A 20125-nucleotide genomic window follows, 5' to 3' on the forward strand; every position below is an offset into this window, starting at 1 on the left:
GTGCCGATGGTGGTGAGACGATCTCGACATCGTTCACCGCGCCTCCTCATGGGACTCCCCACCGCCTCAGGGTCTGGTCATAGGCATCTCTTGGGGTCGCACCGTTCCATGGACCCATCGTCACCACCACCGCCACAGGAGGCACACCATGAACGACCGAGACGGCGACACCACGACCGGCACCCCGAACGACGCCACGCCCGTGACGCCCTCCGCGTCGACCGAGCAGCAGGCCGGGGAGAACGCCGAGAAGGCCACCGCGCAGCCCGCCGAGGCGCGCACCCTCCCCCACGTCACCGGCGCGTCCGACGCGCGCTACGTGTCGGCGGCACCGACCTGGATGGCCCAGGACGAATCGCACCAGTCGTACGACGCCACGTCGGGCTCCTCGACGGCGGCCGGTGGCGACGGCGCGCGGGGCACGGTGCCCCCGGCCTTCGGTGGCGCCCCCAAGCCTCGTCGCTCGAAGAAGTGGCTCGCCCTCACCGGTGCGGCGGCGGCCGTCGTCATCGTCGCGGGTGCAGCGGGTGGCGGCGCCTACGCCGCCGGTCGCTCGGCCGGAACCGCGGCGGCACAGGCCGCGAGCGAGCGCCAGGCCCTCGAGCTGCTGCCCCAGCTGACGCAGCCGGGCAGCGGGTCGAACGGCTCGACGTCCCCGTTCGGCGGCTCGACCCCGCAGGACGGATCGTCACAGCAGGGCACCTCGACCCAGACCAGCGCGACGGCGGCGACCGACGAGGAGAAGGCCGGCGTCGTCACCATCGTCTCGACCCTGAACTACGACGCCTCGTACAAGTCCGCGGGCACGGGCATGATCCTGACCTCGGGCGGACTCATCCTGACGAACAACCACGTCGTCCAGGGCGCCACCAGCATCCAGGTCACCGTCGAGTCGACGGGCGAGACGTACACGGCCGACGTCGTGGGGACGGACGCCACGAACGACGTGGCGGTGCTGAAGCTGCAGGACGCGACCGGCCTCACCCCGGTGAGCTTCGACGCGTCCGGCGACGTCGCCACGGGGGACGTCGTCCACTCGACGGGCAACGCCGAGGGCACGGGCGACCTGGTCACCGCCCAGGGCACGGTCCTCGGCACGGACCAGTCGATCACGGTCCAGAGCGAGTCCGGCTCGGGCACCGAGTCGCTTTCGGGCCTCATCGAGGTCGACGCCGACGTGGTCTCGGGTGACTCCGGCGGCCCGCTCCGCGACGGCGACGGCGACGTCGTCGGCATCGTGACGGCGGCCTCACAGGGCTCGTCGACCATCACCGGGTACGCCATCCCGATCGACCACGCTCTGTCGATCGCCAAGCAGATCCAGTCGGGAACGGGCAGCTCCACCGTGCAGATCGGCCTGCCCGCCTTCCTCGGCGCCCAGATCTCGAGCACGGCGACCGGCACCGCGGGCGGGGTCACGATCGCCGGCACCGTCCAGGGCAGCGCGGCAGCCTCGGCTGGCCTCGTCGCCGGCGACGTGATCACCGCGATCGACGGGACGGCCGTGGCGGACTCGTCCGCACTCACGGCCGCGATCCAGGCGCACGACTCGGGTGACCAGGTCTCGGTCACCTGGACCGACACGGCTAGCACGTCCCACACCGCGACCGTCACGCTGGGCGACGGCCCCGCCGCCTGAACCGAGAGCCAGGACGGACGGGCCCGTTCCACCGGTCGGTGGGGCGGACCCGTCCGTCGGTGTCAGTCGAGGCCGACGGCCCGGCGGAGGACGCCCGGACGCACGACGGTCGCCCCGACGGCGGCGACCCGGTCGGTGAGGCCTCGGTCGGCGGTGACGACGACGATGCGGGGCGCCGGGCCGGACACGTCGCGCAGGGAGCGCACCCGGGCCACGATCGCCGAATCACCGTCGGCCTCGGCACGGACGACGGTCAGGCCGGGGAACGTGTCGCCGACGGCCCGAGCATCGCCCTCGACGACGGCGGTCGTCTCCGGCCATCGCCAGGTGGGCGCCCCGGGAGGCTCGGCGGCGGACTCGCTCGCGAACGCCGCGACGTCCGTCGGGGAGGCGCTCCGGTCCGGCCCGCTCGCGACGACCGGCGGGTCGTCCCCTCTGCCGTCAGGCGAGACGAGCGACTCGGCCACGCCGTCACGGGTGCCCCGCGAGAGGGCGTCGAGTAACCGGTTCGTGGCACCGACGCGGTCGCGCCACCAGCCGTCGGGTCGGGAGCCGAGGACGTTCGCGACGTCCACGACGACGTGCACCTCGCTCTCGAGCTCGGCTCGGAGCCTCGGCCACGAGGCGGCGAACCCTGGGTGAAGCGGGAGACCGGCCACCTCGTCGGCCGGCACCCAACCCAGGGCGATGCTCTCGGCGTCCGAGACCACGGGTTCGAACGGACGCACGGCGCGGGCGACGACGGTCGTGTACGACCAGAAGCCGAGGTCGAGCTCGGCGGCGAACAGCAACCGCAACGCGTCGCGCGGCACGGCGGCCTCTTCACCGCTCTCGCGCAGGGCGCCGTCGACCGCGCTCTCGCCGTGATGGCGGGCTCCGCCGGGAAGCCCCCAGGTGCCGCCGAAGTGGCTCCAGTCGGCCCGGTGCTGCAGCAGCACCCGGTCGTCGGGGTCGACGACGAGCAGACCCGCGGCCCCGGCGCGGCCCCAGAACCGACGTCCGTCGGGGGCCTCGACCCAGCCGTCCGCGGGCTCCTGCGTGTTCACACGGTCGAGCTTGCCACAGGGACGAGGAGGCGGTGCCCGCGTCGAGCACAGGACGTCACGTCGACCGGTCGGCCCGGTGGCGGGCGACCAAACCGACGAGGCGGGAGCTCCGAAGGCATGCATGGGGCTGGCCCGCGACCCGATGTCGGGCCAGCCCTCCCCCGGTTCCGGCACCGCGCCTCCTCGGGTCCCGTGTCGGGTCGAGCGGGTCAGGGCTGCTGCACGGAGAAGACGTTGCCGGCCGGGTCCGTGAACCAGGCGATGTCCGGGCCCCGCCCCACGCTGCGCCCGCGCATCACACCACGCTCGTCGGAGTGGCCGCCGAGGTGCTGCGGTTCGAGGCCGAGCTCGGCCAGTTCGTCGAGGGCGGCGTCGACGTCGTCGACGACGAGGTTGAGGACGGTGTACGACGCGGGGACGTGGTCGGGCTTGCCGTAGACGAAGACCCACGCCGCGCCTCCCGGCAGACGCAGGCGGAACATCTGACCCTCGACGAGGACCTCGGTCTCGAGGCCGAGGACGTCGCGGTAGAAGGACTCGGCGGCCGGGACGTCGTCGACGCTGAACCCCGAGTAGCCGGACTGCGGACGGAACACGGGTGGCCCCTCTCTGGCACGGGACGGCCGACGGACGCCGACGTCCTGCCCAGCGTGGACCCTGACGGCCACGGGCACCAGCCCCCGTCAGACGAACCGGATGGCCTGCTGCAGCCGCGCCCGCACCTCGAAGACGTCCGAGATGCTCGTGCGGTCGCCGAGTTCGGGCCCGTGCCGCAGGACCTGCGGCAGCAGGGACCGGCGCACGACCCAGGTGCCCCCGGCACGTCGGCCCACCTTCTCGAGGGCCGGGGCGAAGTCGTCGTCGGGCACCACGATCAGCTGGGCCGTGAACGACACGCGGGTCTCGCGCCGGACGGCCCGGGCCTGACGGGTGAGGTCGCGGACGGGCTCTTCGTCGGCGGGGACGCCCCGACCGACGAGCTCGCCACGGGACACCTGCACCTCGCTGCCCCAGTCGGAGGACTGGACGGCGAACAGGCCCGACGGTCCGAGCACGACGTGATCGAGCTTGCCCTCGGCACCCGCGTCGACGTCGCTCCAGATGGTGAAGCCGATGCCGAGTTCGGTCACGGCGGCGACGGTGGCTTCTTCGGCCATGGCGTCGGCCAGCACGTGACGGATCTCGGGGGGCGCGCTCCGGACGAGGCGCTCGTCGTACGGATCGTCGAGCGGCACGCCCCGACCGACCCACTCACGCATCAGGCCGAGGTACCGCTCGCGGTTCGCGCCGCCGGGGTGACCGTGGACCCGGGCCTTGGGCTTGGAATCGGTCCGAGCCGGCTCACGGGGCGGCGGTGACCAGCCGGGGGAACTCGACCCCGCGGACCGCGCGCTGCCCGAGGGAGAGGTGCTCGGTGAGCCCGACCCGCGGTCGTAGGCGGAGCGGGCCTCGGGCGTGCCCACCTGTTGCCAGGCGTGCTGCAGGTCGCGGAAGGCCTGCGCGGTGCCCCCGAGATCGGGGTGGGTCTGGCGAGCCAAGCGTCGGTAGGCGCGGCGCAGGTCGTCGGTCGACGCCGTCGACGGCACGCCGAGCACCTCGTAGGGCGTGGCGGAGGCGGGACTGGGCGTCACGACGGCGACTTTACCGAACGTCCGCTGGACGTCCGATGACGGCCGTCGGGGACGCGGCCGACCCCGTGGCTCACCGCGACGGGGCGGCCGAGGGGTCCACGGACGACGATCGGCGCACCGACCGGGCGACCCGCCACGCGCGCCACCGGAGACGAGCACGCCGCGCGAGGCGACGCACCCACTGGGTGATGCGATGAGCGGCCGGGAACTCGGTGCCGAGCACGGCGACGCCGACGAAGACGATGAGCCAACCGGGCCCGGGCAGCGGGACGAGGATGAGGCCCACGACGACGATCAGGGCCCCGAGCACCCCGACGCCGATCTTGTAGAGCAACCGGAGGCGCGGATGCGCGTCGAGCCGGAGTCGCATCTTCGCGTGACCGTCGCGCAGGGCACGGCGACGCCGGCCGCGGTGCGGGCCGGCCCCGCGGTGCTCGACCGGGAGCTCGCCGTGCGGGGTCTCGGGCTGCTCGTCCATGACGGTGACGTTAGGGGGCGTTCCTGTGAGCACCACGCCCCACGAGGGGGTAGCCAGGGAACATGGATTACACACACCTCGGACGCACAGGGTTGTCCGTCTCCCGGGCCGTGCTCGGCACGATGAACTTCGGGCCGCAGACCACGGAGGACGACTCCCACGCGATCATGGACCGGGCGCACGAACTCGGCGTCAACTTCTTCGACACGGCGAACGTGTACGGCTGGGAGAAGGGCGAAGGCATCACCGAACAGATCATCGGTCGGTGGTTCGCCCGCGGGGGTGGGCGACGGGAGAAGACCGTCCTCGCCACCAAGCTCTACGGCGACATGGGCGACTGGCCCAACGACGGCAAGCTCAGTGCGCTGAACATCCGACGTGCACTCGACGCGAGCCTGACGCGACTCCAGACGGATCACATCGACCTGTACCAGTTCCACCACGTGGACCGTGAGACCCCGTGGGACGAGATCTGGCAGGCGATGGAGGTCGCCGTCCAACAGGGCAAGGTGCTCTACGTCGGGAGCAGCAACTTCGCGGGCTGGCACATCGCACAGGCCCAGGAGGCCGCGAAGACCCGGCACTTCACCGGTCTCGTGAGCGAGCAGTCGATCTACAACCTCATCGTCCGCGACGTCGAGCGCGAGACCCTGCCGGCCGCCCGGCACTACGGTCTCGGAATGATCCCGTGGTCGCCGCTCAACGGTGGCCTGCTCGGCGGCGTGATCGAGAAGACCGAGGAAGGTTCGCGACGCCTCGAGGGGCGAAGCGCCGAGTACGTCGCAGAACACCGCGACCAGCTCGAAGCCTACGAGTCGTTCGCCCGGGAGTTGGGCCACGCCCCGGGCGAGGTCGCCCTCGCATGGCTGCTGCACCAGCCGGGCGTCACGGGACCCATCACGGGGCCGCGGACCATGGCACAACTGGAGTCGGCGGTCGCCGCCGTCGACGTGACGCTGGACGAGGCCGCGCTGGCGCGGCTGGACGAGATCTTCCCCGGGCACAAGACGTCGCCCGAGGACTACGCGTGGTGAACCGGAGGACGACATGAAGACCAGGACCATCGGAGACGTGACGGTCAGCGCGATCGGCCTGGGCGGCATGCCCTTGTCGATCGAGGGCCGTCCCGACGAGAAGCAGGGCATCGCCACCATCCACGCCGCGCTCGAGCAGGGCATCACCCTGATCGACACGGCCGACGCCTACCACCAGGCCGGCAAGGACGAGGTCGGGCACAACGAGCTGCTCATCGCCAAGGCGCTCAAGAGCTACCACGCCGACACCGACCAGGTGCTCGTCGCGACGAAGGGCGGGCACCTTCGTCCCGAGGCGGGCTCCTGGGCGCAGAACGGCGACCCGGCCTACCTCAAGGAGGCGGCCAAGGCCTCCGCGAAGCGGCTCGGTGTCGAGACCATCGGGCTGTACCAGTTCCACCGCCCGGACCCGGCGGTGCCCTACGCCGACTCGATCGGCGCCCTGGCGGAGCTGCTCGACGAGGGCGTCATCCGCATGGCGGGCATCTCGAACGCCACCCCGGACCAGATCCGCGAAGCCAACGCGGTCCTCGACGAACGCCTGGTCTCCGTCCAGAACCAGTACTCGCCCGCGTTCCGATCGAGCGAGGCCGAGCTCGTGCTGTGCGACGAGATGGGCATCGCGTTCCTGCCGTGGAGCCCCCTCGGCGGGATCACGAACGCGGGTGAGCTCGGGGCGAAGCACGCCGTGTTCGCCGAGATCGCCAACGCCCGACGGGTCACCCCCCAGGTCTTGACGCTCGCCTGGGAGCTCGCCAAGTCAGAGCTCGTCATCCCGATCCCGGGATCGACCCGACCGCAGACGATCATGAACTCGGCGACGGCGACGTCGATCAAGCTCTCGGCCGACGAGATCCAGCGACTCGACGCGGCCTGACCACACTCCGGTGCGCCCGCCCACTCGGGGCGGGCGCACCGTCACGACCACCCCGAACGAACAGGAGACCCCATGGCCGACGCCAACCTGACCCGCCCCTACGACATCATCGGCATCGTGCCCGAGTTCGAGCTCTCGAGCACGGACCTCACCGACGGGGGCGAGCTGCAGCGAGCCCAGGTGAGCGGCATCATGGGCCCCGGCGGCGACGACGCCAGCCCCCAGCTGAGCTGGTCCGGCGCCCCCGAGGGCACCAAGAGCTACGCCGTCACCATCTACGACCCCTACGCCCCCACGGGCTCGGGTTTCTGGCACTGGGCCGTGGCCGACCTTCCCGCCGACACGACGTCGCTGCCCTCCGGTGCAGGTGACGACCAGAGCTCGGGTCTGCCCGAGGGTGCGATCCAGCTGCAGAACGACGGCGGGCTCGCCCGCTACGTCGGCGCCGCTCCGCCCGAGGGTCACGGACCGCACACCTACTTCGTCGCGGTGCACGCCCTCGACGTCGAGAAGATCGGGGTCGACGAGACCGCCAGCCCGGCGTACCTCGGCTTCAACCTGCACTTCCACACGCTGGCCCGCGCCGTGATCTCGGCGACCTTCGAGGTCCCGGCGGCCTGATCCGTCACGCTCGACGTCGACACGACGACGCCCCGCCACGATCTCGTGGCGGGGCGTCGTCGTGTCGTGTCGACCGCGCGATCAGGCTTCGCGGCCGCTCGGCATCTGCGTCTTGCGCGGGTCCGTCTCGGCGAGGCCGTCGAAGATCGACTCGATGCGCGACAGGACGTCGGCCTCGAGGGTCACTCCCGAGGCCTTGGCGTTCGACTCGACCTGCTCGGGACGCGAGGCCCCGATGATCGCCGAGGCGACGTTCTCGTTCGAGAGCACCCACGCCAGCGACAGCTGGGCCTGTGTCAGACCGAGGTCGGCCGCGATCGGCTCGAGCTGCGCCACGGCGTCGAGGACGTCGTCACGCAGCCAGCGCTCGATCATGCCCGCGCCGCCCTTCTGGTCGGTCGCCCGGCTACCTGCCGGCAATTCGGCGCCCACCTTGTACTTCCCGGTGAGAACTCCTTGCGCGACGGGTGACCAGACGATCTGCGAGATGCCGAGCTCGGCCGACGCCGGGACGACCTCGTCCTCGATGACCCGCCAGAGCAGCGAGTACTCGGGCTGGTTCGAGACCAGTTGGATCTTCAGCTCGCGAGCCAGGGCGTGCGCCTCGCGGAGCTGCTCGGCGTTCCACTCCGAGACGCCGATGTAGAGCACCTTGCCCTGGCGGACGAGGTCGGCGAAGGTCTCCATCGTCTCGTCGAGGGGCGTCTCGACGTCGTACCGATGTGCCTGGTAGAGGTCGACGTAGTCGGTCTGCAGGCGCGTGAGCGACCCGTTGATCGACTCGGTGATGTGCTTCCGGCTGAGCCCGGTGTCGTTGTGGCCCTTGGGCCCGGTGGGACCGTAGACCTTGGTGAAGATCTCGAGCGACTCGCGACGCTCACCTTTCAGCGCCTCGCCGAGGACCGTCTCGGCCTTCGTGTTGGCGTAGACGTCGGCCGTGTCGAACGAACTGATGCCGACGTCGAGGGCCGCGCGGACGCAGCGCGTCGCCGTGTCGTTCTCGACCTGGGACCCGTGGGTGAGCCAGTTGCCGTAGGTGAGCTCGCTGACCTTGAGCCCGCTGTTGCCGAGGTACCTGAACTTCATGGACGACCCTTCTCGGTGGTGCCGCGTCGATGCGGCACCCCGTCGACGCTAGTCACCGGCTGCCCCGCCCGCCCGGTCGCCGAACCGTCCGGGCACGGTGAACCCCGACGGCGTGCGATGCCAGAACGCCCGCAACCGGAGGGGGCCGGCTCCGAGCGACCGGGCGAGGCCGGAGGCCCAGGCGTCGACCGCGACCCGATCGAGCTCGTCGTCGTCCACCGTCTGCCAGACGCACACCACCTGGCGCGCTCTCGCCCGGAGTCCTTGATGCCGGAACAGGTCGACCAGATCGTCGACGTCAGGTCGCCGCGGCAGTCGCGGCACGTCGTGCAGACGACCGGCGGGGGCCACCTGCCGACCGTCGGCGTCGAGGAAGGCGAAGTGGACGACCTCGCGATCGCAGCCCTCGGCGCACAGCTCGATCGCGTGGTCGAGCAACGCCCGATCATCGGCGTCGGGCCCGAGGACGGGAAGCCGGAGGAGGTCGGGATCGGGGTCGAAGGGCAGGGAACCTCCGCGGACGCGCACGCGTCAACCCACCGGGAGGAGGGGACGGACGTCGGACGGGGTGCGACGCATCGGCGGATGGACCGTGAGGTCGCCGGGTTCGATCACCGCCAGGATCGCCGCGGCCCACCGCTGGTCGTCACACGCCGCCGAGAGCGACTCGTCGGTGCTCTGCCACACGAGCAGGACGGATGTGGCATCGACCCAGCCGGCCACCTCGACGATGCGCAGGGCCAGGATCTCGACCCCGTCGCGGGTGGGCTCGACCGGCGAGCCGGCGAGGGCGACGGGTGGCGCGACGGGCAGGCCGTCGTCCCCCAGGTAGATCCAGAGCAGGGCGCGTTCGTCGCACGGCTCGAGGCAGAACTCGTCGACGAAGTCCTCGAGCTGCTCGTCGGTGGGGTCGGGGGCGAGTACGGGTGGGTACGTGTCGATCGTCGTCATGGTCCGAGGCTGGCGGGCCGAGCCGCGGTGAGGACCTGCGAACGCCCGGCCTGTGGAGGAAGCCGTTTCTCGTCGAACTGGGGAGGAGGCGACCAGACGGGGACCGACGGACGCGACGTCGCGCGCGACCGCACCCGCGCCTCCTGCACCGGATACGCTCGTCCGGTGGCCGTGATCGGGGAGTTCTTCGGCGGGGTGGCGCTGCTCGGGCGGGGGCTGCGACTGTGGGCGACGTCCCCGCGGCTGATGCTGCTGGGCGCGGTGCCCGCCCTCGTCGTGGGCGCGGTCTTCGTGGCCGGGCTCGTCGTCGTCGGTCTCGCGGCAGACGACATCGCCCGCGCCGTGACGCCGTTCGCCGACGAGTGGCCCGAATGGTCCCGCACGCTCGTTCGTCTCGGTGGTGGTCTGGCCGTGGCCGCCCTGGCCGTGCTGCTCGCGGTCGTCGCGTTCACCGCCGTCACGCTGCTCGTCGGCGATCCCTTCTACGAGCGCATCTGGCGACGCGTCGAAGAGCACGAGGGCGACGCACCGGCCGACGTGGATCGGGGCTTCTGGCGCGGGCTCGCCCGGAGTGCCGGCGACTCGCTCCGACTGCTGCTGGCCACGGCCGGGGTGGGCGTCCTCTTGTTCGTCGGCGGATTCGTGCCGGTCGTCGGCCAGACCGTCGTGCCGGTCGTGGGCGCGCTGGTCGGCGGATGGTTCCTGGCGGTCGAGCTCACCGGGTACGCCTTCGACGCCCGGGGCCGCTCGCTCGCCGAGCGCCACCGTGGACTCGCCGTCAACCGGGCACGCACCCTGGGGCTGGGCACCGCGACCTACCTGCTGTTCTTCGTCCCGCTCGGGGCGGTGCTCGTCATGCCGGCGGCCGTCGCCGCGGCCACCCTGCTGGCCCGCGAGGTGGCCGTCGGGCCGACCGGGGAGACGGCCGTGACACCGACCGTCGGACCGGCCTCGCCGGCCGACGACTACCATCCCGCGGCATGACCACCCCCGCGACGCCGACCAACCCCGCCGTCTCCCTGCCCGACGGGCGCGTCGTCCCGGCCCTCGGCCAGGGCACCTGGAACATCGGCGACGACCCACGCCGCCGAGCCGACGAGGTCGCCGCACTGCGGGCCGGCCTCGACGCCGGCCTGACCATGATCGACACGGCCGAGATGTACGGCGGCGGGCGGTCCGAGTCGCTGGTCGGCGAGGCGATCGCGGGCCGACGCGACGAGGTGTTCCTGGTCGGCAAGGTCCTGCCGGGCAACGCCTCGCGGCAGGGCACCGTCGACGCCTGTCACGCCAGCCTCCGGCGCCTGGGTACCGACCGCCTCGACCTCTACCTGCTGCACTGGCGGGGGCGGCACCCGCTCGCGGAGACCGTCGAGGCCCTGGAGGCGCTGGTCGCCGAGGGCGCGATCGGCGGCTGGGGCGTCAGCAACTTCGACGTCGACGACCTGCACGAGTTGCTCTCGGTACCCGGTGGCGAGAACGTCCAGACGAACCAGGTCCTGTACAACCTGGCCCGTCGCGGACCCGAGTTCGACCTGCTGCCCTGGGCGCGCGAGCACGGCGTGCCCCTCACCTCGTACTCCCCCGTCGACGGCGGCGAGCTGCTCGGACACCCCGTCCTCGAGCAGGTGGCGAGCGATCTCGGCGTCTCGTCGGCGCAGCTCGCCCTCGCCTGGGTGCTGCGCCTCGTGCCCGACCTCATGGTCGCCGTCAAGGCGGGCACGGCCGAGCACACGCTCGAGAACGCGGCGGCCCTGGCGGTCGACCTCGACGACCAGGCGTTCGTGCAGCTCGAGCGGGCGTTCCCGGCGCCGACGACCAGGGTGCCCCTCGAGATGCGTTGACCCGCGCCTCCCGGGCTCGCCTCCCACCCACGCATGCGCCAGAGTGGAGGGACCAGCCCGGGTGACATCGACGTCGCCTGGACGCGAGCTCCAGAGGACACCGCATGATCATCGACAGAGCCGACGTGATCGTCACCAGCCCCGACCGCAACTTCGTGACGCTGAAGATCACGACCTCCGACGGCGTCACCGGCCTCGGCGACGCCACCTTGAACGGGCGCGAACTCGCCGTCGTCGCCTACCTGACCGAGCACGTCGTGCCCCTGTTGATCGGGCGGGACCCGGCCCGCATCGAGGACACCTGGCAGTTCCTGTACCGCAGCGCCTACTGGCGGCGTGGCCCGGTCACGATGGCCGCCGTCGCCGCCGTCGACGTCGCCCTCTGGGACATCAAGGCCAAGGTCGCCGGCCTGCCTCTCTACCAGCTGCTCGGCGGCGCCTCGCGCACCGGCCTGCTGACCTACGGCCACGCCTCGGGGAAGGACCTCGAGGAACTGTTCGACAGCGTCCGCGACCACCAGGAGCAGGGCTACCAGGCGATCCGCATCCAGACCGGGGTGCCGGGCCTGAAGTCGATCTACGGGATCGCCTCGAACGCCACGTTCGACGCCAACAGCGGCGTGCGCTACGACCACGAACCCGCCCAACGCGGAGCCCTGCCGAACGAGGAGGACTGGGACACCCGTTCGTACCTGCGGCACGTGCCCACCGTGTTCGAGGCGGTGCGGAACGAGTTCGGCCCCGAGATCCCCCTGCTGCACGACGGCCACCACCGCATGACGCCGATCCAGGCGGCGAGGCTGGGCAAGAGCCTCGAACCCTACGACCTGTTCTGGCTCGAGGACGTCACCCCGGCCGAGAACCCCGAGGCGCTCCGACTCGTGAGGCAGCACACGACCACTCCCCTGGCCATCGGCGAGATCTTCAACACCGTCTGGGACTACCAGCAGATCATCCGCGAGCAGCTGATCGACTACGTTCGCAGCGCCGTCACGCACACGGGTGGAATCACGCACCTCAAGAAGGTGCTCGACTACGCCTCCCAGTACCAGATCAAGTCGGGCATGCACGGGCCGACCGACATCTCGCCCGTCGGGATGGCCGCCGCGATGCACCTCGGGCTCGCCATCCACAACTTCGGCATCCAGGAGTACATGAAGCACGGTGCGAGGACCGACGAGGTCTTCGAGCAGAGCTTCACCTTCGAGGGCGGCATGCTGCACCCGGGCGAGCAGCCCGGGATCGGGGTCGAGCTGGACGAGCGGGCCGCCGCGGCGTACCCGTACGCGCAGGCCTACCTGCCCTACAACCGGCTGGCGGACGGGACCGTCCACGACTGGTGACGAGGAGGCGCGGCGCGGGCGAGCGCGTCGCTCACCCCTCGTAGGCCGCCGCCAGCTCGGCGATGACCAGGCGGTTCATGCCCATCATCGCCGTCATGGCCCGGGCGGCGCCTTCGGGGTCGGGCCCGCCGAGGTATCGGTCCATCACCGACGGGACGACCTGCCAGGAGAAGCCCCAGCGGTCCGTCACCCAACCGCACCGCCCCTCCTGGCCGCCGTCGGCCGCGAAGGCGTCCCAGTAGTGGTCGAGCTCGTCCTGGGTCTCGACCGAGATCGAGAACGACGTGGCCTCGGTCGGCCTCGGCCCTCCGTCGCCGCCGTTCAGCAGGCGGTAGGGCTGGCCGTCGAGCTCGAGGTCGACGACGAGGGCCTGACCGGCCATGGCTGCGTCGGGGAAGTCGTCGGGATAGCGCGACACGTCGGTGACGCGCGACGACGGGAACAGGGTGACGTAGAAGTCCGCTGCGGTCTCGATGTCACGACCGAACCAGAGCGTGGGGGTGATGCGGGGCATGGTGCGCCTCCTCGGCGTGAACCGGCGGCACCGTCGCCGCCTGGCGCTCAGGGTAGCCGGGCCGGGCGTCGAGGTCGATGAGACACGACATGCCGCTCACCCACGAGGGCGAGCGGCACGTCGTGACGTCTCGGGAAGGCGGGCCGACCGGGTCAGCCCAGCAGCGCCTCGATCGGACCGCGCACGAAGTAGACCAGGAAGCCCGCGGCCACGATCCACAGCAGCGGGCTGATCGAACGGGCCTTGCCCGCGAACGCGCGGACGACGACCCAGCTGACGAAGCCGACGCCGATGCCGTTCGCGATCGAGTACGTCAGCGGCATGGTGATGATCGTCAGGAACACCGGCAGCGCGACCGAGAAGTCGGTCCAGTCGATCTGGCTGATCTGCGACACCATGAGCGCACCGACGATCACGAGCGCCGAGGCGGCGACCTCGAGCGGCACGACCTGGGTCAACGGGGTGAAGAACATGGCGAGGAGGAACAGGGCGCCGGTGACGACCGAGGCGAAGCCCGTCCGCGCACCCTCGCCGATGCCCGAGGCCGACTCGACGAACACGGTGTTCGACGACGAGCTCGTCGCACCACCGGCGACCGCGCCGACGCCCTCGACGATCAGGGCCGAGCGGAGGCGGGGGAAGGTGCCGTTCGCGTCGGCGACGTCGCCGGCCTTGGCCAGGCCGGTCATCGTGCCCATGGCGTCGAAGAAGTTGGTGAAGACGAGGGTGAAGACCAGCATGACCGCCGACAGCACGCCGATGCGGGCGAAGGCACCGAAGCTGAACTGGCCGACGAGCGACAGGTCGGGCAGGGCGACGATCTGGGTGGGCAGCACCGGGGCGTTGAGGTTCCAGTCGTCGAGGTTCTGCCCGTTCGACGGCGGCACCTGGAAGATCGCCTGCAGGGCGATGGCGATGACGGTGGTGGCGACGATGCCGATGAAGATCGCCCCGCGCACCTTGCGGGCCATCAGCACGCCGATGACGAGCAGGCCGATGACGAAGGTGATCGTCGGCAGCGTCGCCACCGAGCCGGCGTCGCCGAGTTGGACGGGCGGCGACGACGTGCCGCTGGTGCGGACGAAGCCCGAGTCGACCAGGCCGATGAACGCGATGAACAAACCGATGCCGACGGTGATCGCGGTCTTGAGCGCGGCCGGCACGGCGGTGAAGATCATGCTGCGCAGACCGGTCACGGCGAGGATCGTGATGACGAGCCCGTTGATGACGACGAGGCCCATGGCCTCGGGCCAGGTGACGTCCTGCACGACGTTGACGGCCAGGAACGAGTTGATGCCGAGCCCGGCGGCGAACGCGAACGGGAGGCGCGCGACGGTTCCGAAGAGGATCGTCATGACGCCGGCGGTGAGGGCGGTGACCGCGCCCACCTGGCCGTTCTGCAGCCAGTTGCCGGCCACGTCCTTGGCCGCCTGGTCGGCGCTGAAGCCGCCGAGGATCAACGGGTTCAGGATGACGATGTAGGCCATCGTGACGAACGTGACGACACCGCCCCGGATCTCGCGGGCCCAGGTCGAGCCGCGGTGGGTGATCTCGAAGAACCGGTCGAGGGTGCCCCCGACTCCGGGTCTCGGCGGCGTGGTGACGGGGGCGTTCGTGGCCATGGCGATGCGTCTCCGGTGAGATCGGATGTCGAGGGGGAAGAGAACAGGATAGGGCGTGCCGGGGGTGCGCCATGCAACCCCGCCCACCTCCCCTCGACCGCCGAGGCGCTCGGGAGGCTAGGAGGCGCGGTGCACGCCGAGCGCCCGCGTCACCAGGGGCACCTGCAAGGGCAGCCGCACGAGGGTGACGGCCCGGCGCACGGTCGTGGCCCGCTCGCTCGTCAGGGCGCGCAGCGCCATCGAGACGTTCGCCGGGAAGACGGCCACGAAGAGGGCGGCGGCGGCGAGCCCGCCCGCCGGACGCGTCCTCGGCACGAGGAGGGCGGCGGCGATGCCGACCTCGGCGAGACCCGAGCCGATCGTCCAGAACCGGGCCGGGCCGGGGACGCTCCTCGGGACGACCGCGTCGTAGGCCGCGGGCTTGACGAGGTGCAGGAGGCCGGAACCGCCCAGGATCGCGGCGAGGACGCGGGCGTCCCGACGAGCGGCGGACTTCTGGCGGCGTGTGGGGCGGTGACTCATGCGACCATCTTGCGCGCGCCTCCCGGGGTGGGGCGGGGGCGGCGCGCCGGAGCGGCCGGACGACGCGGCCGGCCCGGGTCAGACGGCGCGGCTGACGCCTCGACTGGTGATGGCCGACATGAGGGCGTCGACGGGCTCGCGGGCGGCACCCGGGTTGGCGACGAGCACGTAGTCGACGTCGCCGAGGGTGGGCAGCGAGAACCGGTCGCTGACCTTGACGAGGTCGGTGGGGATGAGCGAGAACGGGAACACCGCGACGCCCATGCCGGCGCGGACCGCGGCGAGGACGCCGTTGACGTCGCGGGTGTTGCAGGTGATGCGCCAGGTGCGGCCGGCGCGCTCGAGGGCGTCGATGGCCATCTGCCTGCTGAGGCTGGGCGCCTGGTACGCGATGAGCGGCACGGGCTGGCCGGGCTCGACGACGAGCTTCTCCTGGCCGATCCAGACCATGGCGTCGCCCGCGACGCGCGTGCCCTCGTCGGACTCGCCCGCGGTCTGCTTCACGAAGATCAGGTCGAGGTGGCCCGCGGCGAGTCGGCGGCGCAGCGGGGCGGACTGGTTGACGGTGAGCTCGAGGTTGATCTGCGGGTAGAGCTGGCGGAAGTGGCGCAGGATGCGCGGCAGCTGGGTGATGGCGAGGTCGTCGGCGGCGCCGAAGCGCAGGCGGCCCCGCATGGCCGAGCCGCTGAAGTAGCTCTCGGCGGCGGCGTGAGCGGCGAGGATGGTCCGCGCGAAGCCGGCCATGGCGTCGCCGTTGTCGGTCAGGCGGACGTCCCGGGTGTCGCGGGCGACGAGCGTGCGGCCCGCGGCCTTCTCGAGCCGGCCGACCTGCTGGCTGACCGTCGGCTGGCTGATGCCGAGCCGTTGCGCGGCCCGGGTGAAGCTGCGGGTCTCGGCCACGACGAGGAACGTCGCGAGCAGCGTGGGGTCGTACACCGCGCCTCCTTCGACGTGTCGGCTCGTGGCCTCGTCATTCACGAAGCCAATGCGATTGATCATCCCCCACCGGGGTCCGAATGACCAGGCCGGCCCTACCGTTGATGCAGACCGTGAACCGAACCACCAGCGCAGGAACGTGATGTCCGCCCCGCCCCGCACCGACTTCCCCCCGACCGCCCCTCTTCCGATCAGCACCGCCCGCCCGCCGTGGCGGCACACCTTCATCGCCCTCAGCGTGCCCAACTTCCGCCTCTGGACGGCCGGCAACGTCGTGGCGATGACCGCCGGGTGGATGCAGCGCATCGCCCAGGACTGGCTCGTGCTCGAGCTGACCGGCAGCGCCACGGCCGTGGGCATCACGGTGGCGATGCAGTTCGCCCCGATGCTCTTCTTCGGCCTGCTCGGCGGGGTGATCGTCGACCGCTTCTCGAAGCGCGCCCTCATGCTCGCCACCCAGAGCGTCTTCGCCGTGCTCAGCCTGGGACTCGCGGCCCTGACGCTCGCGGGCGTGGTCGAGGCCTGGCACGTCTTCGCCATCGCCTTCGCCACGGGCCTGGTGACCGTCGTCGACAACCCGGCCCGCCAGGTCATCGTCACCGAACTCGTCGGCCACACCCACCTCCGCAACGCGATCAGCGTCAACTCGAGCGTGTTCCAGCTCGGCGGCATGGTCGGCCCCGCGATCGCCGGCGTGCTGCTGCTGGCGGTCGGCGCGGGCTGGGCGTTCGTCGTCAACGGCGTCGCCTGCCTCGTGGTCGTCGTGATGCTGACGATGCTGCGGACGGCACAGATGACGCGTGTCACCTCGTCCGCCCGAGGGCGGGGTCAGCTGCGGCAGGGTCTCGCCTACGCCCGCTCGAAGCCGACGATCGTCGTGCCCGTGCTGCTCGTCGGCGTCTACGCCGTGTTCGGCCTCACGATGCCCGTGCTGCTGGCGTCGTTCGCGGCGGACGTGTACGACGTGGGGCCGGGTGGCTACGGCCTCTTCAACTCGATGATCGCCGTCGGGGCGTTGACCGGCGCCCTGCTGTCGACGCGGCGCGCCACGATCCGGCTGCGGACCATCGTCCTCGGCGTGCTCGTCACCGGTGTGCTGCAGGCCGTGGCCGGGTCGATGCCGTCGCTCGTGCCGTTCGCCGTCGTGCTCGTCGGGGTCGGGCTCGCGTCGCTGCTGTTCCTGACGGCCGCGAACCAGCTGGTGCAGATGTCGAGCAACATCGCGATCCGGGGACGCGTCATGTCGCTGTACATCCTCGTGCTGCTCGGCGGGCAGGCGATCGGCGGACCGCTGATGGGCGTGATCGTCGAGACCTTCGGCACGCACGTCGGCATGATCGTCTCGGGCGGCGTGCCGGCCGTCGCCGCCGCCGTCACGGCACTGGTGCTCGCCCGTCGGGGGCAGCTGACGCTGCAGGTGCGCACCCGCTGGCACGTGCCCGTCGTCACGATCGAGCAGCGCTAGGCACGGACGGCGCGCCGGGTCGCCGAGGCGGGCGTGTTCGTCGGTCCCGGTCGTGCACGAGCGCCCGTCCGGCACGGACTCGCCCGTGTGCGGCGGGCGTCAGGCCGTCAGACCGTCAGACCGTCAGGCCGTCACGCCCCGGGTGAGGGCCGCGACGACGTCGCCCATGAGCTCGCCGGCCGCCTGCTCACCCGTGGCGGGCCAGTCGAAGGCCACGCCCAGCGTGATGCAGATGAGGACGCGAGCGAGGGCGCGCGGCTCGAGCCCGGTCACGTGGACGGCCTGCCCCTGGAAGACCTCCTCGACGAGGCCGTGCAGGGCGTCGAGCACCTCCCGGCGCTGGCGGACGAAGTCGGCCATCACCTCGGGGTGTGTGAGGGCGTGGGCCCGGAACTCGCTCATCAGTGCGAAGTCCTCGACCTGGCCGGGGCCGTAGGGCGCGAACGCCGTGCCGATCTTCTCGGGCAGCTGGTCGAGCGAGGTGCCCGGGAAGAACATGCCCTCGAGGGCCCCGAGCGCACCGTCGGTCTCGCGACGCATGAGGCTGCGGACCAGGTCGTCCTTCGAGGAGAAGTTCGAATAGACGGCGCCCTTGCTGAACCCGGCGGCCCGGGCCACGTCGTCCAGCGTGGTCGCGTGCACCCCGCGCCGCGAGAACAGCTCGGCCGCCGCGTCGAGCAGCCGCTGCTTGACCTCGGCTCGAGGGATGCGGGGAACCGGAGCCCCGGCGGTGGTGGCCATGCAGCGACCCTAACGGGTGCGGGTGATCCTCAGAAGTCACCCGCGCCGCCCCCGAAGAAGTCGCATACCGGCGGGTATCCAGGCGCTACCATCGTGTTCGCCTGGTGAACCCGAAGCATCAGGAGCCCGCGCGGGTGCGCGCCCGTCCGACCCTCACCACGTCGTCAGGTCGGGCGCGCACCCCGCACCCCACCCGTCGTCCGAGGTGTCCCCGGGACTCGACCCGCGCCTCATCGTGTCGCCGACGACCCGCGTCAGATCGCGGTGCGTCGCGTCGATCCGCCGAAGCCGATCGAGACGTCGAGGCGCCACGCCTTCGGCTCGCCCGAGACGTGGGTCGTGCCCACGAACCGCAGCCGGTCGCCGGCACCGAGGCTGAGCACACCGTGCACGTCGAGGTTCTCGCCGAGCCGGAAGACGATCTCGTGCTCGTCGAGCAGGTCGTCGTCGACCGTGGCGCCGAAGGTGGCGCCGTCGAACTTCACGGGGACGTCACGGAACACCAGCGACGGCGGTTCGTCGGACCAGTCCGCCACCTCGGGCACCCGCCCCGCGACGATGCGGGCGTCCACGACGCCGTCGTCTCCGAGCGTGACCGAGGAGGCGCGCAGGTCGATGCCGAGGTCGTCACCGTCGATGCGAAAGCGGTTCTCCACGGCCCCACGTTACCGAGCACGGGCCCCCGGCGGAATGGCCTCGTGACGCCGGACGTTCGCCCGGTCATGAAGAAGCGCATCGGGTTCTTGTCGTTCGGCCATTACCAGGACGTGCGCGGCTCGGCGACGCCGACCGCCCGGGAGGCGCTGGTCCAGTCGATCGAGCTGGCCGAGGCCGCGGAGGAGATCGGCGTCGACGTGGCCGCCGTGCGCGTGCACCACTACGTGCGCCAGGCCGCCAACCCGTTCCCGCTGCTCGCGGCGATGGCCGCGCGCACGAGCCGCATCGAGCTCGGCACCGGAGTCATCGACATGCGCTACGAGAACCCGCTCTCGATGGCCGAGCAGGCCGCGGCCGCCGACCTGATCAGCGCCGGCCGACTGCAGCTCGGCGTCAGCCGTGGATCACCCGAGCCCGCCCTGCGCGGCTGGGAGGCGTTCGGCCACGTCCCCCTCGAGGGTGAGAGCGACGCCGACCTCGCCCGCCGACACACCGAGCTGTTCCGTGCGGCGATCGACGGCGCCGACGTCGCCGAGTCCGACCCGAAGATGACCGGCTGGTCGCACGGCCTCTCGGTCGAGCCGCACTCCCCCGGCCTCGGCGAGCGCATCTGGTGGGGGTCGGGCAGCCGCTCGACGGCCGTCTGGACCGGTGAGCAGGGGATGAACCTGATGAGCAGCACCCTGCTGACCGAGGACACCGGGGTGCCGTTCGACGAGCTGCAGGCCGAGCAGATCGCGCTGTACCGGGAGGCCTACCGCGCCGCCGGGCACGCCCGTGAGCCGAGGGTCTCCGTCAGCCGCAGCGTGATCCCGATCACGACCGACGAGGACCGTCGCTACTTCGGCGTCCGCGCCCAGGCCGACTCGCAAGACCAGGTCGGTCTGCTCGACGGCGTGCAGTCACGCTTCGGCAAGAGCTACGTGGGCGAACCCGACGTCATCGCCGAGCAGTTGGCCGCCGACGTCGCGGTCCAGGACGCCGACACGATCCTGCTGACGGTCCCCAACCAGTTGGGGGTCGCCTACAACGCCCGTCTGTTGCAGACGGTGGCCGACCACGTCGCCCCGGCGTTCGGCTGGGTGCCGAACCATTTCCGCGTGAGCTGAGCCGCGCCTCCT

Annotated in this window: 22 protein-coding genes; 9 read left to right on the forward strand and 13 right to left on the reverse strand. The window is 71.6% G+C overall.

Annotated features, from left to right (window positions below; all coding sequences use genetic code 11):
- Positions 1-148: 148 nt before the first annotated feature.
- The gene (locus ASE87_RS05995; protein WP_056226612.1) at positions 149-1639 is read left to right on the forward strand and encodes a S1C family serine protease; all 1491 of its coding nucleotides are present in this window, start codon (positions 149-151) and stop codon (positions 1637-1639) included.
- A 62-nt stretch (positions 1640-1701) separates the two neighbouring features.
- Here ASE87_RS05995 and ASE87_RS06000 read toward each other — a convergent pair whose 3' ends face one another.
- The 4 genes from ASE87_RS06000 to ASE87_RS06015 all read right to left on the reverse strand — a co-directional run bounded on the left by ASE87_RS06000 (position 1702) and on the right by ASE87_RS06015 (position 4794).
- Positions 1702-2685 carry an NUDIX hydrolase gene (locus ASE87_RS06000; protein ID WP_235472204.1) on the reverse strand — a complete coding sequence of 328 codons (984 nt, stop codon included), beginning with the start codon at positions 2683-2685 and terminating at the stop codon, positions 1702-1704.
- Between the two features lie 209 nt (positions 2686-2894).
- On the reverse strand, positions 2895-3281 hold the full coding sequence (locus tag ASE87_RS06005) for a VOC family protein (protein ID WP_056226614.1): 387 nt from the start codon (positions 3279-3281) through the stop codon (positions 2895-2897).
- An 87-nt stretch (positions 3282-3368) separates the two neighbouring features.
- Positions 3369-4316: a DnaJ domain-containing protein gene (locus ASE87_RS06010; protein ID WP_056226616.1), complete on the reverse strand. Its 948-nt coding sequence runs from the start codon at positions 4314-4316 to the stop codon at positions 3369-3371.
- 70 nt (positions 4317-4386) lie between these two features.
- Positions 4387-4794, reverse strand: coding sequence for a TIGR02611 family protein (locus ASE87_RS06015; RefSeq protein WP_052505238.1), 408 nt, complete (start codon positions 4792-4794; stop codon positions 4387-4389).
- Between the two features lie 62 nt (positions 4795-4856).
- Between ASE87_RS06015 and ASE87_RS06020 the strand changes: the two genes are divergently transcribed.
- From ASE87_RS06020 to ASE87_RS06030, 3 genes are all read left to right on the forward strand, one after another.
- Positions 4857-5828, forward strand: a complete 972-nt coding sequence (locus ASE87_RS06020) for an aldo/keto reductase (protein WP_043594904.1) — start codon at positions 4857-4859, stop codon at positions 5826-5828.
- Between the two features lie 13 nt (positions 5829-5841).
- Positions 5842-6705 (forward strand): aldo/keto reductase, encoded by an 864-nt coding sequence (locus ASE87_RS06025; RefSeq protein ID WP_043594903.1) that lies wholly within the window; start codon positions 5842-5844, stop codon positions 6703-6705.
- A gap of 72 nt (positions 6706-6777) precedes the next feature.
- A complete protein-coding gene (locus tag ASE87_RS06030) occupies positions 6778-7326 on the forward strand; it encodes a YbhB/YbcL family Raf kinase inhibitor-like protein (RefSeq protein ID WP_056226618.1) in 549 nt (182 codons plus the stop codon).
- Between the two features lie 81 nt (positions 7327-7407).
- Here ASE87_RS06030 and ASE87_RS06035 read toward each other — a convergent pair whose 3' ends face one another.
- The 3 genes from ASE87_RS06035 to ASE87_RS16465 are packed head-to-tail and all read right to left on the reverse strand — an operon-like array spanning position 7408 to position 9363.
- Positions 7408-8412, reverse strand: a complete 1005-nt coding sequence (locus ASE87_RS06035) for an aldo/keto reductase family protein (RefSeq protein ID WP_056226620.1) — start codon at positions 8410-8412, stop codon at positions 7408-7410.
- Positions 8413-8460: 48 nt separating this feature from the next.
- Entirely contained in the window at positions 8461-8940 is a 480-nt protein-coding gene (locus tag ASE87_RS06040) for a hypothetical protein (protein ID WP_056226622.1), read from the reverse strand.
- Between the two features lie 3 nt (positions 8941-8943).
- Positions 8944-9363: a hypothetical protein gene (locus ASE87_RS16465; protein WP_056226623.1), complete on the reverse strand. Its 420-nt coding sequence runs from the start codon at positions 9361-9363 to the stop codon at positions 8944-8946.
- 165 nt (positions 9364-9528) lie between these two features.
- Between ASE87_RS16465 and ASE87_RS16470 the strand changes: the two genes are divergently transcribed.
- The 3 genes from ASE87_RS16470 to manD all read left to right on the forward strand — a co-directional run bounded on the left by ASE87_RS16470 (position 9529) and on the right by manD (position 12547).
- A complete protein-coding gene (locus ASE87_RS16470; RefSeq protein ID WP_056226625.1) occupies positions 9529-10347 on the forward strand; it encodes an EI24 domain-containing protein in 819 nt (272 codons plus the stop codon).
- Positions 10344-11204 carry an aldo/keto reductase gene (locus ASE87_RS06055; protein ID WP_056226627.1) on the forward strand — a complete coding sequence of 287 codons (861 nt, stop codon included), beginning with the start codon at positions 10344-10346 and terminating at the stop codon, positions 11202-11204. The genes ASE87_RS16470 and ASE87_RS06055 overlap by 4 nt, the downstream gene beginning before the upstream one ends.
- A 104-nt stretch (positions 11205-11308) precedes the next feature.
- Complete coding sequence (manD, locus tag ASE87_RS06060; protein ID WP_056226629.1) at positions 11309-12547, forward strand: D-mannonate dehydratase ManD; 1239 nt, start codon at positions 11309-11311, stop codon at positions 12545-12547.
- Positions 12548-12578: 31 nt separating this feature from the next.
- Here the strand turns inward: manD and ASE87_RS06065 are convergent, their stop codons facing one another.
- The 4 genes from ASE87_RS06065 to ASE87_RS06080 form a co-directional block, all read right to left on the reverse strand.
- Entirely contained in the window at positions 12579-13061 is a 483-nt protein-coding gene (locus ASE87_RS06065) for a VOC family protein (RefSeq protein WP_056226631.1), read from the reverse strand.
- A gap of 152 nt (positions 13062-13213) precedes the next feature.
- On the reverse strand, positions 13214-14683 hold the full coding sequence (locus tag ASE87_RS06070; protein ID WP_171007359.1) for an NCS2 family permease: 1470 nt from the start codon (positions 14681-14683) through the stop codon (positions 13214-13216).
- 117 nt (positions 14684-14800) lie between these two features.
- Positions 14801-15205, reverse strand: coding sequence for a hypothetical protein (locus ASE87_RS06075; RefSeq protein ID WP_056226633.1), 405 nt, complete (start codon positions 15203-15205; stop codon positions 14801-14803).
- Positions 15206-15283: 78 nt separating this feature from the next.
- Positions 15284-16141, reverse strand: a complete 858-nt coding sequence (locus tag ASE87_RS06080) for a LysR substrate-binding domain-containing protein (RefSeq protein WP_043594893.1) — start codon at positions 16139-16141, stop codon at positions 15284-15286.
- 142 nt (positions 16142-16283) lie between these two features.
- Between ASE87_RS06080 and ASE87_RS06085 the strand changes: the two genes are divergently transcribed.
- Positions 16284-17606 (forward strand): MFS transporter, encoded by a 1323-nt coding sequence (locus tag ASE87_RS06085; protein ID WP_056226635.1) that lies wholly within the window; start codon positions 16284-16286, stop codon positions 17604-17606.
- Between the two features lie 123 nt (positions 17607-17729).
- Here the strand turns inward: ASE87_RS06085 and ASE87_RS06090 are convergent, their stop codons facing one another.
- Both ASE87_RS06090 and ASE87_RS06095 read right to left on the reverse strand, forming a co-directional pair.
- Positions 17730-18347, reverse strand: coding sequence for a TetR/AcrR family transcriptional regulator (locus ASE87_RS06090; RefSeq protein ID WP_052505237.1), 618 nt, complete (start codon positions 18345-18347; stop codon positions 17730-17732).
- Positions 18348-18601: 254 nt separating this feature from the next.
- Positions 18602-19003: a hypothetical protein gene (locus ASE87_RS06095; protein ID WP_056226636.1), complete on the reverse strand. Its 402-nt coding sequence runs from the start codon at positions 19001-19003 to the stop codon at positions 18602-18604.
- A gap of 66 nt (positions 19004-19069) precedes the next feature.
- Between ASE87_RS06095 and ASE87_RS06100 the strand changes: the two genes are divergently transcribed.
- On the forward strand, positions 19070-20113 hold the full coding sequence (locus tag ASE87_RS06100) for an LLM class flavin-dependent oxidoreductase (protein ID WP_056226638.1): 1044 nt from the start codon (positions 19070-19072) through the stop codon (positions 20111-20113).
- Positions 20114-20125: the final 12 nt, after the last annotated feature.

Origin of the sequence: Frigoribacterium sp. Leaf44 (assembly GCF_001421865.1) — a bacterium.
GTDB lineage: Bacteria > Actinomycetota > Actinomycetes > Actinomycetales > Microbacteriaceae > Frigoribacterium.